Below are 16,304 nucleotides of genomic sequence, written 5' to 3'. Positions count from 1 at the left end.
CGGAAATCCGGGCGGGCTCTTGGCTGGCCCTGGACCCTCGGCCGCGCCGAACGTGCACTGAGCGCGGTTTCGCGGCGGTTTTTTCGCACTGAATGCGCGTTCGGCGAAGGGGGCGCCGCGCCATGGGCCACACTCCCCTGATGGACGTCCGCGCCACGATCGACACCTACCTTCGGGCCTGGATGCAGCAGGACCCGGCCCTGATCGTCACGATCTTCACCGACGACGCGACCTATCACGAGCGGGTGCTGGAAGAACCGATCCGCACCCGCGCCGGGATCCGCGACTACTGGCAGAGCAAGGTGGTTGAGGGACAGGCCAATATCGACGCCCGATTGCTCAACCTCTACACCGCCACCGACGGCACCACGGTGATCGCCGAGTGGGAGGCCACCTTCGACGACCGGGTGCAGGGCCACCGCAAGCGCATGCGCGAGGTAGCCGTCCTGGAGTTCGCCGGGGAGCGGATCGCGAGCCTGCGCGAGTATTGGGCTTCAGAGGTCATCGGGTAAAGCGGGTTGGGTATGCGTCCTGCGTCAGAGGTGGCTCGCCACGAAGGCCGCGGCCTGACCGGGCATCGGCGACTGCGCGTAGGACAGGTGCGGCGCGGAGACCATCTCCTCCGGTGAAGGCAGCGCCAGGGCGCCCGGGGTGCAGATCGGATCCCCGTCCGCACACAGATCAATGGCCTTGGCGCCGTACCACGGGCTGATTTCGCTGATCGGTCCCCCCAGGTACCTGTCGGTCGGGTTCCCGAAGACGGCGACCGCCGCCACGTGCGCGGCCTCGTCCTCCGACAGAGTGGCGGCGTTGAAGCCCGCCACCGATGCCCGCGCGATGGTGATCAGGTCGATGACCATCGCGCCTTGGGAGTATCCGCCGAGCACCAGCTTGGTGTCGGGGCAGTTCGCGACCATGGATTGGACGTGAGCGTTCGCATCGCCGGCGCCGGCGGACGCCGACGGCGGCCAGTCATCGGTGGCGGGGTAGTTGATCGCATATACCCCGACCGACCGCCCTCCGGCCTGGGAGCGCAGTGCGTCGACGAATCTCTGGCCGACTCCGCCGACGCCGGCTGCCTCGCCGGTGCCACGGGCGAAGGTCACCTCGACGTCGGGACAGCTGGCCGCGGACGCCGAGGGGGCGATGACGGGAGCACCGGCCAGCATCGCCACGGCGGCCAGCACCGGAACACCGAGCAATACGATCGATCGGCGCGCTTTCATGTCATCGATGCTGGCACACCGCGACCGCGGTCCACCACCCCTAATCGCGACATCTAGCTGGGGTTTTCAGACACTTTCCGGGCATCGAGATGCGGATGTGGATGTGCCCGCCTGAAGTGGGGTCGGCCATCCATCAAGGACCCGACGGCCCGAAGTTGTCGGACCCCGCTGCGATGATGAACTCATGTCAACGACCGCACTGTCCGGCACCCCTCGGAGGGGGCCTGCCCAGCGTCTGGACGTGCTGTTCGAGGAGTTATCCGAGCTGACCGGTCAACGCAACGCCATTGATGGGCGCATCGTGGAGATCGTCGCCGAGATCGACCGCGACGGCCTGTGGGGCGCCACGGGCGTCCGCTCAATCCCGGCCCTGGTGGCCTGGCGAACGGGGGTGTCGCCGAGCAACGCCCACACCATCGCCACCATCGCCCACCGGCTCGACGAATTCCCCCGCTGCGCTGAAGGCATGCGCGAAGGCCGCTTCTCCCTCGATCAGGTCGGCGTGATCGCGCAGCGCGCCGCCGACGGATCCGACGAGCACTACGCGCAACTGGTCGGGGTCGCCACCGTCACCCAACTGCGCACCGCAGTCAAGCTCGAACCACGCCCCGACCCCGACCCCCGAGCCGAACCGGAACGCTCCATCACCAAGACCAGCGACGAACACGGCAGCTGCTGGCGCATCACACTCAACCCCCTCGATGCGGCAAAGTTCGACGCCGCCCTACAGTCCCATCTCGATGCGCTGATGGCTGCATGGAAGCGCGATCACGAGGATGGCGGCGGTGCCTCAGAGCAGCGGCCGCCGTTGCCCAGCACCACCGATGCGTTCCTGCGCCTGATCGAAACCAGCTGGGACACCGAAGCCGCGCGCCGCCCCCACGGCCACCACACCACCGTGGTGATGCACCTCGACGTTGAAAACAACGCCGCACAGCTGCACCTAGGCCCACTGCTCACCGACGCCGAACGCCGATACCTGACCTGCGACGCCACCTTTGAGGCCTGGTTCGAGCGCAACGGCGAGCCCATCGGCGCCGGGCGCACCACCCGCGCAATCAACCGCCGACTGCGCCGCGCGCTGGAACACCGCGACCGGGCCTGCGTGGTTCCCGGCTGCGGGGCCACCCGCGGCCTGCACGCCCACCACATCACCCACTGGGAAGACGGCGGCCCCACCGAGCTGGCCAACCTGGTACTGGTCTGCCCGTATCACCACCGACTGCACCACCGCGGCATCATCACCATCACCGGCGATGCCGCCAACCTCACCATCACCGACAACAACAACCAGCCACTGGAGTCGGCATCGCTAGCCCGACCACCCAAGAAACCCCCACCAGCCGTACCACCATGCCCCGGACCCACCGGCGAACGCGCCCAATGGTGGTGGTACCAACCCTTCCAACCCCAACCACCACCGAGCACCAACTAGGCTCGCCGTCCTAGCCAGCCGGCGCACCGCCTCGTCGATCCGCAAATACGCTGGGGAATAACCGGTTCGTTGCATCGCTTTCCGCCACCGAGCCGTCAGAATCACGGCCGAAGGCGAAACCGTCGGAGTGCGCAACGCATAGCCGGAGGACGTGGGCGCGACTACGCCTCTGCCACGGGTGATTCACCCCCCGACCAGGACTAACAGCCATCACGGATCGCGGTCCTACTGCCAGAAGGCCGCGGGGGACTCGGCTGCGAAACCATCAGCATCCTTGGCTTCACGGGTGGGCTTCCCTTCGATGTCATTCGGGATGAGGCCGACCGCACCCTGCGTGATCTCCGCGCTACTGGGATCAACATGCAGGACGTCGCCCTTCCCCCCCATCCCAGGCGCTATCGCGCTACCCGGCGACCAAGAGCCACGAAATATCAGTCGACCTCGGCCAGCGCGTCGGCGACCTCCGCCGAATCCAGCTGCGCCACTTCCAGGTACACCTCGGCGACGGCGTCCAGGCGGTCCGGATCGGCCTCCGCGGCGGCAAGCCGAGACGCCAGCCCGGCCACGGTCCGGGTGGCGAAGATATCGGCGACCACCGCGCCGGGTGCATCCAGCCAGGTGCGGATGCGTGCTACCGCGGCGGTGGCCAGCACTGAATCGCCGCCCAGGGCAAAGAAATCGTCGTCGGCGCCTACCCGATCCGCGCCGAGCACCTCGGCGATGATCGCGGCCAACGCTCGCTGCAACGGGGTAACCGGTTCACGGTAGCCATCCGTCGCCGCGAAACCCGCGGCCAGCTCCGCCGTTACCGCGCGCCGGTCGATCTTGCCGGAGACGGTGTAGGGAATCGCCGGAACCAGCACCAGGTGCCGTGGAATCATGTGCTCGGGCAGCGCCTCGGTCAGCCCTGACCGTAGCCCCGTCACGGTCAGCGCCGGATCGTCGGTCCGAACCGCGGCGGCCAGCACGTCACGACCGGCCTCCGAGAGCGCCACCACCACGGCCTCGGCCACCCCGGGCAGCCGGCGCAGCGCGGCTTCGACCTCGCCGAGTTCGATGCGGTACCCGCTGATCTTGACCCGATGATCGGCGCGACCGACGAATTCCAGGATGCCGCCCGGCCGGTAGCGGGCCAGATCGCCGGTGCGATACCAGGTTCGGCCGTCATTCTCGACGAACTTCTCGGCGGTCAGGTCGGGCCGCCCGCGATACCCCGATGCGATACCGCGCCCGGCCACCCACAGCTCACCGGCCACCCAGTCCGGGCGGTCGGTCCCATCGGCGCCGACGACGCGGCAGGCGATGTTGGGCAGCGGCGTGCCGTAGGGCACCGACGCCCAGTCGGCCGGCGGTTCGCCGTCGACCTCGCAGATGGTGGCGTGGATGGCCGTTTCGGTGGCCCCGCCCAGCCCGGCGAACCGCACTCCGGGCGCCAGGGCGGCAAAGCGGCGCGCCAGCTCGGGGCTCACCCAGTCGCCGCCGGTCAATACCGCACGCACCGAGGGCAATTCACCCCCGACCGACACCAGCATCTCCAACGCGCCGGGCATCAAGTTGAGCACGCTGACCCGGTGCTGTCGCACCAGCCGCGCCCATACCTCGGGGCTGCGCCGATCGGCCTCGTCGACCATCACGATCGCTCCCCCGGCGCGCAGCATGGCGAAGACGTCGAGCACCGACATGTCGGCGTCCAAGGTGAGCAGTGCCAGGCTGCGATCGTCCGGCCCGAATCCGAAACGTGCGCTGAGGGTTTCGACGGTGTTCATCGCCGCGTCGTGAGTGAGCTCGACGCCCTTGGGTTCGCCGGTGGACCCGGAGGTGAACACCACGTAGGCCAATGCCGACGGATCGGTTGCGACCGGTTCCGCGGCACCGGGACGCGCGGCAGCCTCGCCGGCGCGCACGGCGGGAATCGGCAGCACCGGCACGGATTCTCCGGTCACCAACGCCACAGCGGCACCACCCAGCGCCAGGATCCGTTGCACCCGCTCGGGCGGCTGGTCGGCGGCGATCGGCAGATACCCCGCTCCCGCGGCCAGGATGCCCAGCAGTGCCGGGATCTGCTGGGTGCCCTTGGGACCCAGCAGCGCCACGGTGTCACCGGGCTGCACCCCGCGCTCACGCAGCGCGGCGGCCACCGCCAGGGCCTGATCACGCAACTCGCCGTAGCTCAACTCGCCCGTTCCATGCAGCACGGCGGGCGCATTGGGTGCCAGCTCGGCTTGCCGAAAGAACCCGTCCTGCAAGGCTTCCCCGCTGGGCTCAGCGGTGCCGGCGTTCACCGCCGCGCGCACCTGCGCCTGCGCAGCCGGCAGGGCCGGTGGCGCCGGTTCGTCCCAGCCGTCGCCGGCGGCCAGCCGGGTCAGGTCGGCGATGTGGTGGGCGAACATGGCGTCGATCACGCCGGGCGGGAACATCTCGTCGCGCACATCCCAATTCACCAGCACACCGCCGTCGAACTCGGTGACCTGAGCGTCCAGCAGCACCTGCGGGCCTTGGGAGATGATCCACACCGGGGTGCCGAACGTCTGGGTGACCTCCGGGGCGAACAACTCGCCGAGCCCGAGCGCACTGGTGAACACCACCGGGGCCAGCACCTGCGTGCCGCGGTGGCGGCCCAGATCCCGCAGCACCGCCAGCCCCGGGTAGTCGGCGTGCGCGGCGGCGGTCCGCATGGCGTCCTGCACGGCGTGGGCCCGTTGGGCACCGGTGGCGGCAGAGCCCAGATCCACATCCAGCAGCAGCGACGAGGTGAAGTCACCGACCAGCCGATCGACGTCGTCGTGCAGCGGATCCCGGCCGAACAATGGCACATTCAGCAGGAATCGCGGTCCGTCCGACCAGCAGGCCAGGGTGTGCGAGAACGATGCGGCCAGTGTCATGGCCGGGGTGACGCCGTGGGTGCGGGCCTGCCCGAACAGTGCGTCCCGGGTGGCCGGGTCCAGCCAGTGCCAGCGTCGGGTGCTGCGGCGCGGGTCGGCGGGTGCGCCGGCCGGCGGCGGCAGCTTGGGCGGGTCGGGCAGGTCGGGTATGCGCTGCGTCCACCACTGCCGGTGGTTCTCGTCGGGCGCCCGGTCGGCCACCGCGTGGCGGTACTGCCGGTAGGTGTAGCCCAACTCCGGCAAGACCGCCCCCCGGTAGGCGGCGGCCAGGTCGGCCATCAGGGTGCGGTAGCTCATCGCGTCGGCGGCTTGCATGTCCAAGTCGACGTGCAGCCGAGCGGTGCCATCCGGCAGCAGCGACACGGTGAGCTCGAAGACCGCCCCGTCGAGTTGCTGGTGGGATTTCGCCTCCCGGGTGGCGGCAAGACGCGCGGAGACGTCGTCGGTGCCCATGCCGCGCAGATCCTGCACCGCGACCGGCAGGCCGGCGTCGGGCCGGATCTGCTGGGTGCCGTCGGGCAGGAACTCAACGCGCAGCATCGGGTGTCGGGCCGCCAGCAGACCAGCAGCGGCAGACAGCCGTTCGGGGTCGAGCCCCGGGCCGTCAAACTCGACGTAGAGGTGGCCGGCCACCCCACCGAGTGCGACGTCGTCGTCGCGTCCCACCCACATGGCGTGCTGCATCGGGGCCAGCGGGAATGGTGCGGTGTCATCCTCGGGTTCGGGCCCCGCAGCGGGCTGCGCTGCCGATGACGCGCCCGACACCAGTGCCGTCCAGGCGGCGACGGTCGGTGCGGCGGCCAGTGCGGCGAAGTCGACGTCCAGACCGCGGCGCCGCCACTGGCCGGCCAGGCTCATCATCCGGATGGAATCGAGACCCTGTCCGACCAGATCAGCATCGCTGTCGAGGGCACCGGCCGGGACGCCGAGCAGCTCAGCGACCTGCGCGCGAATATCGTCCGGCCCCACCCCGCCACCTTTCATTAGTGAAGGCTGCCCTAATTTCGTCGAAGCTACTCTATCTACGTCCGGTCACCGCAAAGCCAGGGAGTCTCATGCACGGGTTCGTAGCGTTTCCGGCCGAGCGGGCCGCCGCCTACCGCGCGGCCGGCTACTGGAGCGGCCGGCCGCTGGCGTCGCTGCTCGACGACGCCGCCGAACGCTGGCCGGACCGCGCGGCGGTCATCGATCCCACAACGACGCTGACCTATGCCGAACTGGACGTGGCCGCCAACCGTGCCGCCGCGGGACTGCACGGGCTCGGCATCGCCCCCGGCGACCGGGTGCTGTTGCAGTTGCCCAACAGCGTTGCCTTCGCAGTCGTGCTGTTCGGGCTGCTGCGGGTGGGCGCCATCCCGGTGCTGTGCCTGCCTGGGCATCGCGCCGCCGAGATCGGGCATCTGGCCGCGGTGAGCGACGCGGTCGGGATCGTGGTTCCTGACGCCACTGCGGGTTTCGACTACCCGGCGATGGCCGCCGAACTGGGGCTGCGGCGCATCATCATCGACGACACGGCCGACGGCCCGCCCGCACCACGTTTCAGCCCCGATCCGGCCACCCCGGCGGTGCTGCTGGTCTCCGGCGGCACCACCGGCCTGCCCAAGCTGATCCCCCGCACCCACAACGACTACGTCTACAACGCCACCGCCAGCGCTCAGGTGTGCGAGCTGACCGCCGAGGACGTCTACCTGGTGGCGTTGCCAGCCGCCCACAACTTTCCGCTGGCCTGCCCGGGGCTGCTGGGCGCCATATCGGTGGGCGCGGCCACCGTCTTCGACACCGATCCCAGTCCCGAGGCGGCATTCGCCACCATCACCAGCCACCGGGTGACCGTCACCGCGCTGGTGCCGGCGCTGGCCACGCTGTGGGCGCAGGCCTGCGATTGGGAACCGCAGAAGCCGACGACACTGCGGTTACTGCAAGTGGGCGGCGCCAAGCTGGCAGCCGATGACGCGCGCCGGATCCGGGAGGTACTGACCCCGGGACTGCAGCAGGTGTTCGGCATGGCCGAAGGGCTGCTGTGCTACACCCGGCCGGGCGATGGCGCCGAGCTGCTCGACGCGACCCAGGGCCGGCCACTGTGCGCCGATGATGAGCTGCGGGTGGTCGGTGAGGACGGCGTCGAGGCACCCGAGGGTGAGCTGCTGGTGCGCGGGCCCTACACGATCAACGGCTACTACAACGCTCCGGAAGCGAATGCGCGCTCGTTCAGCCCGGACGGCTTCTACCGCAGCGGCGACCGGGTCCGCCGCCTGGCCAACGGCTACCTGGAGGTGACCGGGCGGATCAAGGACGTCATCGTCCGCGGCGGGGAAAACATCGCGGCCGAGGAGTTGGAGGCACACCTGCTGCGCCATCCCGCGATCCAATCGGCTGCCGCGGTCGGACTGCCGGATAAGTATCTTGGTGAAAAGATCTGCGCGGCAATCGTTTTCAATGGGACGTCGCTGAGTCTGCCCGAGCTGAACCGACATCTCGCCGAGCAAGGGGCCGCCACCCACGTCCGAGTCGACCAGTTGGCGGCGTTAACGACCCTGCCCACCACGGCGGTCGGAAAGATCGACAAAAAGGCGATCATCCGCCAGCTTGTGGGCTGAACGCTATCCGGTACTGATCCGCCAACCGGCAGCATCGTGTTGCTGTCGCCAGAACTCGTCGAAACGTCCACCGGCGGAACGTAGTTCCTCGATGGTGCCGTCTTCGACGATCTGGCCGTTGTCGAGGAACAGCACCCGGTCGGCCTGGGCGATACTGGCCAGCCGGTGCGCGACGATCACCCGGGTGCGGGGCCGCGGCTCGGCGCTGAGCGCGTCGACGATCGCCGCCTCGTTCTCGGTGTCCAGCGCGCTGGTCGCCTCGTCGACCAACATCACCGGCGCCGGTTTGAGCAGCGCGCGGGCGATGCTGACCCGTTGGCGCTCACCGCCGGACAGCGCGCCGCCGGCCTCCCCGACCGCGGTATCGGCGCCGTCGGGCAGCCGGCCGGTCAGCTCGTCGACCCGGGCGAGTTCGACCGCCCGCCCGAACGCTTGCGGATCCGCGCCGGGATCACCGACCAGGACGTTGTCGCGGATCGTGCCGTCCAGCAGGTAGGGATGCTGGAACACCATGCTGCTCGCCGCACGCCGCGCCGCGGCAGTCAGCCCGGCGGCGTCGGCCCCGTCGAGCAGGATCCGGCCGTCGGTCGGTTCGTGCAGGCCGGCGATCAGGGCCAGAATCGTGCTCTTGCCCGAACCGGACGGCCCGACGATCGCGGTCGTGGTGCCCGGCTCCAGCACGAAACTGACCCGGTCGAGCACCGGGTCGCCGGCGTCGTAGCCAAAGGTGACATTGTCGAACTCGATGCGCGGCGCCGCGTCGGTTGACCCGCCGTCTCCCACCGTCAAGGCCGGTGCGGTGAGCACGGCCCGGATCCGCTCGAGGCTGGCACGCGTCGATTCCAGGGCCGGCGCCAGCTCGCTGATGGCGGTGAAGGGTTCCAGATAGCGGGCGATCACGACGATCAGCGCGATGGCCTCCGGAACGCCCAGGGTGCCGGTCATGGTCAACGCGGTGGTGGCGCCGGCGAGCAGGATCAGTGCACCCTGGCTGGCCAGGCTGAACAACAGCTGACCCGGAATCTGCATGAGCAGCAGCCGCATTGCCGCGCCGTGTTGGGCGGCCAGGGCCGCACCGACGGTGCTGCGTTCGGGTTCGACCCGCCGTGCCGCGCGCAGCGCCTGCTGGGTGCGGGCGAACTCGATGATGCGTTCGGTCAGCGCGGTGTTGGCCTCCCCGGCGGCGGTGTCGGCGCGGGCGCTGAGCCGGTTGGCCGCCCACAGCGCCCCCAGCAGCAGTGGCACCCCGCCCAGGGCGGCCAGACCCAGCTGCCACGACACCCCGAGCAGCGCCAGCGCGATCGCCGGTGGCAGCAGAATGGCGCTGATCAGCGGGGTCAGTAGGTTGACGACCAGGCTGACGAGTTCGGGGCCGGTAGCGGCGATCGCCTGCCGGGCGGTGGCGGTGTTGTCGGGGGTGAACCAGTCCAACCGGATTGCCGGCAGCCGGTCGGCGACATCGTGTTGGGTGTGGTCGAGGACGGCGAATCCGAGATCGAATCCGATTCGTGCGCAGGTGAAATCGATGAGCCAGCCGGCCACCGTCGCCACGGTCAGCCAGCCCACCCAGGTCAGCGCGTGATGCGGGGTTTCGGAGAACAGCGCGGCCACCAGCGGGACCAGCAGTACGGTGCCCACCGCCCGCACCGCCACCGACAGCAACGTCAGCCCGGTGTAGCCGAGTAGCCGGCCGCGGCGGTTATGCGGAATCAGCTGGATCAGCGTGCGGATCATCGTGCCGCCTCCGCTGCAGCGGCCACGGCCCGGCGCCCGGTCTCCCACAGTTGCAGGTAGCGTCCTCCCGCGGCGAGCAACTCCTCGTGGGTCCCCTGTTCGGCGACGGCGCCGTGATCGAGTACCACGATCTGATCGGCTCCAGTGATCGTGTGCAGCCGGTGGGCGATGACGAGCACGGTGCGGTCCTTGGTCAGCCGGTTCAGGGCCTGCTGTACCAGGTATTCCGATTCCGGGTCGGCGAAGGCGGTGGCCTCGTCGAGGATGAGCACGGGAGTGTCGGCGAGGATGGCGCGGGCGATGGTGAGCCGTTGGCGCTCCCCGCCGGAGAGCGCGGCCGCGGCACCCAGCACGGTGTCGTACCCGTCCGGCAGTCGCAGGATGCGCTCGTGGATCTGCGCTTCGCGGGCGGCGGCCCACACCTGCTCGTCGGTCGCGTCCGGAACGGCCAGCGCGATGTTGTCCCGCACGCTGCCGTGCACCAGCTGGGTCTCCTGCAGCACGAAACCCACCCGGCGGTAGAGCTCGTCGGCGGTCAACGACCGAATGTCCTGGCCGTCAACGGTTATCGAGCCCTGCTGCACGTCGTGGAAGCGGGCGAGCAGCGCGGCCAGGGTGGACTTGCCCGATCCCGACGGACCCACCAGCGCGGTCACCGTGCCCGGCCGCAGTGTCAGCGACACATCGGAGATCACCGGCACGCCCGGGCGGTAGCCGAAGCCGACGGACTCGAAACGCACCGTTCCGGGCTGCGTCTGCGCCGGCGCCGATTCCGGCTCACCCACCACCAGTTCGGGCTCGTCCAGGGCGATCTGCAGCCGCCGCGCCGCCAGCATGCCGCCGCGGATACCGCCGACCCCCAGCCCGATACCCAGCAGCCGGGCTCCGAAGGTGGTGCCCAGCAACAGGAACGGCAACAGGCTCACCGGGTCCATCCGGCCGGCCACGATCAGTGGGACGCCGGTCAGCACCATCAGCCACAGGAAGGTCGACGGGCGGGTGACCAGGTCCATCAGCGTCTTCTTGCCGATGAACGGGCGCTGCCAGTCCACCAGGAAGTCGATGTAGTCGTCGAGGCGGCGGCGGAAGGTCGAGGCGGCCGCCCCGCCGAACACCCGGATCACCGGCTGGCCCTCCAGGTAGGTGCCGGCTTCGCCGTTCATCCGTTCCGCCCAGCGCTGCGCCTGGCTGATCTTGGGTCCGGATTGGGTCATCATCACCGACATCAGCACCAGGTAGATCAGCACCGGCACGAACAACACCAGCGCCACCCGCCAATCCACCGCGAATAGGTAGACCAGCACCGCCACCGGGGCGACGACCGCGGCGACAGCGTCGGGGATGGCGTGGGTGACCAAATAGTGCAGTGACAGGGTGTCGTCGGCGACGAGTTGCTTGATCGATCCGGAACCGCGGGCGGTGAACCAGCCCAGCGGTAGCCGGGACAACTTGCTCAAAAGCCGGCTGCGCAAACCGCTGGCGAAGCGGGCGTCGATCACGTGCAGCCACAGTGTCAATCCCGCGCCCAGTAACGTGCCCAGGCCGAGCAGGGAGACCGCCGCGATGGCAAGCGTCCACAGCCGCGACTCGTCGGCACCGGAGACCAGCAGCCGGGCCAGCTCGACCAGCAGTACGAACGGGGCCAGCTGCAGCAGGGTGATCACGGCCTGCAGGACCCCGGAGACGATCAGCGGCGCTTTCAGCGGAGACAGCAGGCGCCCCGCGGCCTGGGAGCGCCACTCCCCCTTGGCGTTGACTCTGCGCTCAGCAGGCGTCTCACTCGCACTTTCGTCTGGTGGCTGCAGAGTCAGCGGGGCTTGTTCAGTGTCTTCCGGGCCCCGTTGAGTGCCCATGGCGCGTCCGGCGTTCCAGTACGCCTGGGCGTGGATCTCGGATTTGGGGAAGCCGAACTCGTCGCGCAGCCGCGCCCGCACGGCCTTGAGCGTCGCGGCTTCCGGTGTCGCCCATGCGTACCAGTCCGACCAGTCCCGGGATTCGATCGCGGCGGCCAGGGAGTTCGCGTCGCGGCGGGGCACCCAGTGCACCCGCAGGCGCGGATGCTCCCGCAGCGGGATCAACAGGTCGTTGTCCTCGTGCTGCTCGAGATACAGCTCGATCGGCACATCGAGCGGGACGGTTCCGATGATCGCGTTGATCCCGGGGATCGACGCCGAGTCCCCGATCAACAGGTAACCGGCGGGCTGTTCTGCGGGATCGGGCACTTCGAAACGCGACGAGCCCATCAGCGACATCGCCGCGATGCGCGCTCCGGGCTCAACGGTGCTCGCCCACCGGGTCGCGGGCCCGGCCGGTTCGTGCAGCACCATGTCCACCGCGAAGCGTCCGGTTTCCGCGTCCCCCTCGGCGATGGTGTACGCGCGCTGGAACTCGGTACTCGAGCCGTCTGGGTCCGGAAACCAGAACCGTAGCCAGGCACTGGGTTCGACGGTCGCGTCGGTAAACAAGGTCGGTGAATGCAGCCACACTCGGATGCAGTGCGGGGCGATCCAGCTGGTCTCGAGCACCGTGGCGACGTGGTCCCGGGCGCCGAAGCCCCGCAGTATCGCGCCCTGCAAACCGCGCGCCATCAAGGTCCTTTCGCCAACGGTTTCCCGCCCCGCGGGGTGGGACCCGGCGCTCGCGCCGCCAAGCCCGACCTAGGTTACCCTACCCTCACTTATCCGGATAGGGCCTCGGGTAGGCTCACCGTTCGTTATGACTGACGCTGCCGCCATCCTGCACCGCGAGCTCACCGACATATCCGACGAGGTCCGCAGCGTCCCGGCGCCCCCGATCCCCGTGTTGGCCGACCCATACGCGATCCGGGTGGCCGACCCCGATGCCGACGCCGAGATGGTCGCCGAATGGATGAACCGGCCCCACCTGGCCCAGACCTGGGAGTCGGCCTGGCCGCCTGAGCGCTGGCACGCCTATCTGAGCGCCCAGCTCGCCGGCAGTTATTCGCGGCCGTTGATCGTCAGCCGTAACGGGGAAGACGGCGGTTACGTCGAGATATACCGGGCCGCCAAGGATTCCATCGCCAGGTACTACGCGGCCGATCCGCACGACCTGGGCATCCACGCCGCCGTCGCCGACACCACGGTCGTCAATCGCGGGTTTGCGGCGATCCTGTTGCCGCGCGTCATGACCTGCGTCTTCGACTTCGAGCCGCAGTGCCGGCGGATGATGTTCGAACCCGAGTACCGCAACACGGCGATGCGGCGGTTGGCCGAGTATGTGGGCGGCACCTTCCTCGGCGAACACGACATGGGTTATCGCCGGATGGCGCTCTACGGGGTGCTGCGCTACCCCGACGACCCGCTGTCGAACAACTCGGCGTAGCCGTCGTAATCCGGGCGCATCCCCGCGGCGACCAATTCCCAGAGCACCTCATCGGTGCCGCCGCCCACCCGGGCCAACTTCATGTCGCGCCACCAGCGCCCGATCGGCGTCTCGTCGACCAGGTAACCGGCGCCGCCGAACAGGTGCATGCACTCCGCGATCACCTCTTCACCCAGCCGCGCCGCGGTGACCTTCATCGCCGCGGAGGTCCGTAGGTCCAGCCGGCCCTCGGCGGCAAACCCGTTGAGCCCATGCCGAAGAAGATCGACCCGGGCCTGCAGGTCGGCCAGCCGCAACCGCAGGGCCTGATGCTCGAAAAGGCTGACGCCGAACTGCTTGCGGTGCATCATCCGGGCGTGGGTGATGCCCAGCACCTTCTGACACGACGAGGCGACCTGCCCGGAGATCGACATGCGTTCGTGCGCCAGTCCCCAAGAGATCGCGGCCAATCCGGTACCGGGGCGGGCGATCAGGGCGTCGGCCGGTACCCAGGTGTCGATATCGACCGGAGCGGTGTCCAACGGCGCCGCTCCGACCTTGCTGAACGGCTCGTGCACCTGCACCTGCGCGGTCGGCACCGCGATCATCATGACGTTGCCGTGCCGGCTGTTTTCGTCGTGATCCATGCTGCGCGCCAGCACCAGGATGTGGTCGGAGATCGGCGAGAGCGAGACGAACTTCTTACGGCCGCGCACCTCGAAACCGTCACGCACGGAACGGGCCTCGGTCTGCACCCGCTGCAGGTCCGACCCCCCGGACTCCTCCGAGGCGCCGATGCACAGCACCGCTTCGCCGCGGATGGCCCGCTGGCAGATGTCTTTCAGGTACTCCGACCGTCCGAACCGGTGCAGGATCGAGATCGACGAATCCTGCAGGCTGACCCCCACCCCGATGCCGGCAGATCCGAGCCGGCCCAGCGCATAGGCCAGCTCCACCAGTTTGGCGACATCGGTGGGCGCCGCGTCAGTCCATTTCCGGGTGAAAACCCCTGCCTGCCCGAGGTGTTCGATCAGTTTGCGGGGAAAGCGCCCACTGACTTCGGCCTCCGCTGTCCAATCCACCACCTGCTGGTCGAAGACCTCGTCAAGCAAGCCGCGATAGGTGTGGATGTCCGATCCCGTCACGTCATAACCTCCAGGTTGCGTTTGACCTCCAGTCGCCGCAACTTGCCCGACGACGTTCGGGGCAGGGCTCCGGGCGTCAGGAACACCACTTTGGCGGGCACCACCCCGCATTCCGAGGCGACCCGGGCGACCAGGTCGCTGCGGGCGCCGGCCTCGTCGGGGCCCCGGAATTCGGCGACGACGATCAACGCCGGGCGCACGTCGTCGGTGGCCTCACTGGTTCCAAAGGCCACCACCGCGCCTTCCCGCACGCCCCGGATTTCGGCGGCGACCCGTTCGATCTCGGTGGGGAACACGTTGCGCCCGGCCACCGAGATGATCTCCTTGGCGCGACCGCAGACCACCAGCCCCTCGTCGGTGAGGTAGCCAAGATCGCCCGTGGCGAACCAGGATTCCGGGTCGTGTGCCGGTTGGCCGACGTAGCCGGACATCATCGAGGTGCCCCGGATCTCGATCTCGCCGACGTCGCGTCCGGGTTGCTCGACATCGTGACCGGCGGTCGGGGCGATCCGGACCTGCATGCCGGGGATCGGCACCCCGAGAATCGCGTGGCGGCGCATCGCGTCTCCGGCGCCGGGGATTTCGTCATACAACAGTCCGGTGCCCGGCCGTGGAGCGGTCACCGCGCAGGTAGCCTCGGCCAGCCCGTAGGACGGGGTGACCGCGCCCGGGTTGAAGCCGAACTTCGCCAGCTCGCTGACGAACCGCTGCAACGCCGCGCAGTCGACGGGTTCGCCGCCGTTGATCGCCATCCGCACCCGGCCCAAGTCGACTTCCGGGATTCGGCGCGCGTATTTACCCAACACGCTGAAGGCGAAGTTCGGAGCCGCGGTCATGGTCGCGGCACTCTCGTGCAGCCACGTCAGCCAGCGAAACGGCGAGGCCGCGAACGCCGCGGTGGGTGCCAGCCACAGTGCCGAACCGGTCAAGGCAGCGCTGAGCACGAAGGTCAGTCCCATGTCGTGATACAGCGGCAGCCAGCTGCAGCCGACGTCGTGCGACGGGTCGACGCCGAGGTGCTCACTCAAGCCGGAGACGTTGCTCAGCACGGCGGCCGGCGACAACTGCGCGGTGCGCGGCACTCCGGTGGAGCCGGCCGTGCCCTGCAATACCGCCGGCGTATCCAGCGCGGCGGCCACCGGCGTGAAGGCCGCCGACCGCTCGGTGGCGGCGGCGGTGACGTCGTACACCGCGACACCGGCGTCGTGCTCACCCAGCAACTGCAGTGGTGCGCTGTGGCTGAAGACCGTGTCGACACCGACGCCGCGGAACCGGTTCAGGGTCGCTTGAGCCCACTGCTGCGGATCGGAGCCGCGGACGGGCCCGGGCAGTATCGACACGCTGCGTCCGGCCAGCCAGGCACCCTGGATGGCGGCGACCAATTCGACGGTGGGCTCCCCGACCAGTCCGACCGCACCGGTGCGATCCGAGTCAAGGATCTTCGATGCCACGCCTTGCGCGCGGGAGTGCACCTGCGCCCACGGGTGATGCTGCCACGTGCTGCTGCCCTGATCGAAGGTCACCAGGTCCTGATCTGAGGCGGTCATCGCCCGAGTCAGGGCGCTTGCCAGCACGCTCACGCGTCGGCGGGCGCTTTCGCCCGGATGGCGGCCTCGAGGTCGCCGACCGTGTCACAGGTCAGCAGGTCTTCCTCAGACAGCGCCACCCCGAGCCGGTCCTCGATGGCGACCATGCCGATCGCGAAGGCCACCGAGTCCAGGCCGACGTCGTCGACCAGCCGCGACTCCGCAGTCACCCGGTTGAGGTCGACATTCAGGTCGTCACGCAGGATCTCGAGCAGCGCGGCGCTGACGGCGTCAGAAGACGAAGAGCTCATGTGGTGGGACGCTACACCAAACGTCGAACTAAGGTTAGCTTGCCCTATCTTGTGACTCCCGACACAGAGTTAGGTAAGCCTTGCCTGGCGAGAGAGTTAATGATTAAGGTGAAGCCGCGTTCTAACT

11 protein-coding genes are annotated in these 16,304 nt (G+C 69.1%); 4 read left to right on the top strand and 7 right to left on the bottom strand.

The features are described from left to right. The first annotated feature begins 122 nt into the window (after positions 1–122). The gene (locus AC5Y31_RS04655; protein ID WP_499978418.1) at positions 123–512 is read left to right on the top strand and encodes a nuclear transport factor 2 family protein; all 390 of its coding nucleotides are present in this window, start codon (positions 123–125) and stop codon (positions 510–512) included. A gap of 24 nt (positions 513–536) precedes the next feature. Here AC5Y31_RS04655 and AC5Y31_RS04650 read toward each other — a convergent pair whose 3' ends face one another. Next, complete coding sequence (locus AC5Y31_RS04650) at positions 537–1,226, bottom strand: cutinase family protein (protein WP_499978416.1); 690 nt, start codon at positions 1,224–1,226, stop codon at positions 537–539. Between the two features lie 184 nt (positions 1,227–1,410). Between AC5Y31_RS04650 and AC5Y31_RS04645 the strand changes: the two genes are divergently transcribed. Continuing rightward, a complete protein-coding gene (locus AC5Y31_RS04645; protein ID WP_499978409.1) occupies positions 1,411–2,661 on the top strand; it encodes an HNH endonuclease signature motif containing protein in 1,251 nt (416 codons plus the stop codon). 431 nt (positions 2,662–3,092) lie between these two features. Here AC5Y31_RS04645 and AC5Y31_RS04640 read toward each other — a convergent pair whose 3' ends face one another. Continuing rightward, entirely contained in the window at positions 3,093–6,527 is a 3,435-nt protein-coding gene (locus AC5Y31_RS04640; RefSeq protein WP_499978407.1) for a non-ribosomal peptide synthetase, read from the bottom strand. A 71-nt stretch (positions 6,528–6,598) separates the two neighbouring features. Between AC5Y31_RS04640 and AC5Y31_RS04635 the strand changes: the two genes are divergently transcribed. Beyond that, positions 6,599–8,140: a (2,3-dihydroxybenzoyl)adenylate synthase gene (locus tag AC5Y31_RS04635; protein ID WP_499978405.1), complete on the top strand. Its 1,542-nt coding sequence runs from the start codon at positions 6,599–6,601 to the stop codon at positions 8,138–8,140. A gap of 3 nt (positions 8,141–8,143) precedes the next feature. Here AC5Y31_RS04635 and AC5Y31_RS04630 read toward each other — a convergent pair whose 3' ends face one another. Then, on the bottom strand, positions 8,144–9,874 hold the full coding sequence (locus AC5Y31_RS04630) for an ABC transporter ATP-binding protein (RefSeq protein WP_499978403.1): 1,731 nt from the start codon (positions 9,872–9,874) through the stop codon (positions 8,144–8,146). Next, positions 9,871–12,462: an ABC transporter ATP-binding protein/permease gene (locus AC5Y31_RS04625; RefSeq protein ID WP_065024878.1), complete on the bottom strand. Its 2,592-nt coding sequence runs from the start codon at positions 12,460–12,462 to the stop codon at positions 9,871–9,873. The genes AC5Y31_RS04630 and AC5Y31_RS04625 overlap by 4 nt, the downstream gene beginning before the upstream one ends. 127 nt (positions 12,463–12,589) lie before the next feature. Between AC5Y31_RS04625 and AC5Y31_RS04620 the strand changes: the two genes are divergently transcribed. Next, positions 12,590–13,216, top strand: coding sequence for a GNAT family N-acetyltransferase (locus AC5Y31_RS04620; RefSeq protein ID WP_065024877.1), 627 nt, complete (start codon positions 12,590–12,592; stop codon positions 13,214–13,216). On the opposite strand, the gene mbtN is transcribed toward AC5Y31_RS04620, so the two are convergent. Genes mbtN through mbtL form a run of 3 tightly spaced genes read right to left on the bottom strand, consistent with a single transcriptional unit; the run spans position 13,180 to position 16,225 of the window. Then, positions 13,180–14,340 (bottom strand): mycobactin biosynthesis acyl-ACP dehydrogenase MbtN, encoded by a 1,161-nt coding sequence (mbtN, locus tag AC5Y31_RS04615; RefSeq protein WP_065024876.1) that lies wholly within the window; start codon positions 14,338–14,340, stop codon positions 13,180–13,182. The two genes, AC5Y31_RS04620 and mbtN, sit on opposite strands and share 37 nt — an antisense overlap. Further along, positions 14,337–15,920, bottom strand: coding sequence for a long-chain-fatty acid--ACP ligase MbtM (gene mbtM, locus AC5Y31_RS04610; protein ID WP_499978397.1), 1,584 nt, complete (start codon positions 15,918–15,920; stop codon positions 14,337–14,339). Before mbtM ends, mbtN begins: the two co-directional genes overlap by 4 nt. Beyond that, positions 15,917–16,225, bottom strand: a complete 309-nt coding sequence (gene mbtL / locus AC5Y31_RS04605) for a mycobactin biosynthesis acyl carrier protein MbtL (RefSeq protein ID WP_082966460.1) — start codon at positions 16,223–16,225, stop codon at positions 15,917–15,919. The genes mbtM and mbtL overlap by 4 nt, the downstream gene beginning before the upstream one ends. Positions 16,226–16,304 lie beyond the last annotated feature (79 nt).

This window comes from Mycobacterium sp. NGS18 (genome assembly GCF_059813185.1).
The sequence above is the reverse complement of the archived record's forward strand: the minus strand, read 5'-3'. Positions and strand labels throughout refer to the sequence as shown.

What these genes read in the sequence shown, in the direction of transcription:
- AC5Y31_RS04640 (WP_499978407.1), bottom strand. Translation starts at nt 6,527, where the DNA reads ATGAAAGGTGGCGGGGTGGGGCCGGACGATATTCGCGCGCAGGTCGCT.
- AC5Y31_RS04630 (WP_499978403.1), bottom strand. Translation starts at nt 9,874, where the DNA reads ATGATCCGCACGCTGATCCAGCTGATTCCGCATAACCGCCGCGGCCGG.
- AC5Y31_RS04620 (WP_065024877.1), top strand. Translation starts at nt 12,590, where the DNA reads ATGACTGACGCTGCCGCCATCCTGCACCGCGAGCTCACCGACATATCC.
- AC5Y31_RS04655 (WP_499978418.1), top strand. Translation starts at nt 123, where the DNA reads ATGGGCCACACTCCCCTGATGGACGTCCGCGCCACGATCGACACCTAC.
- AC5Y31_RS04635 (WP_499978405.1), top strand. Translation starts at nt 6,599, where the DNA reads ATGCACGGGTTCGTAGCGTTTCCGGCCGAGCGGGCCGCCGCCTACCGC.
- AC5Y31_RS04625 (WP_065024878.1), bottom strand. Translation starts at nt 12,462, where the DNA reads ATGGCGCGCGGTTTGCAGGGCGCGATACTGCGGGGCTTCGGCGCCCGG.
- AC5Y31_RS04645 (WP_499978409.1), top strand. Translation starts at nt 1,411, where the DNA reads ATGTCAACGACCGCACTGTCCGGCACCCCTCGGAGGGGGCCTGCCCAG.
- AC5Y31_RS04650 (WP_499978416.1), bottom strand. Translation starts at nt 1,226, where the DNA reads ATGAAAGCGCGCCGATCGATCGTATTGCTCGGTGTTCCGGTGCTGGCC.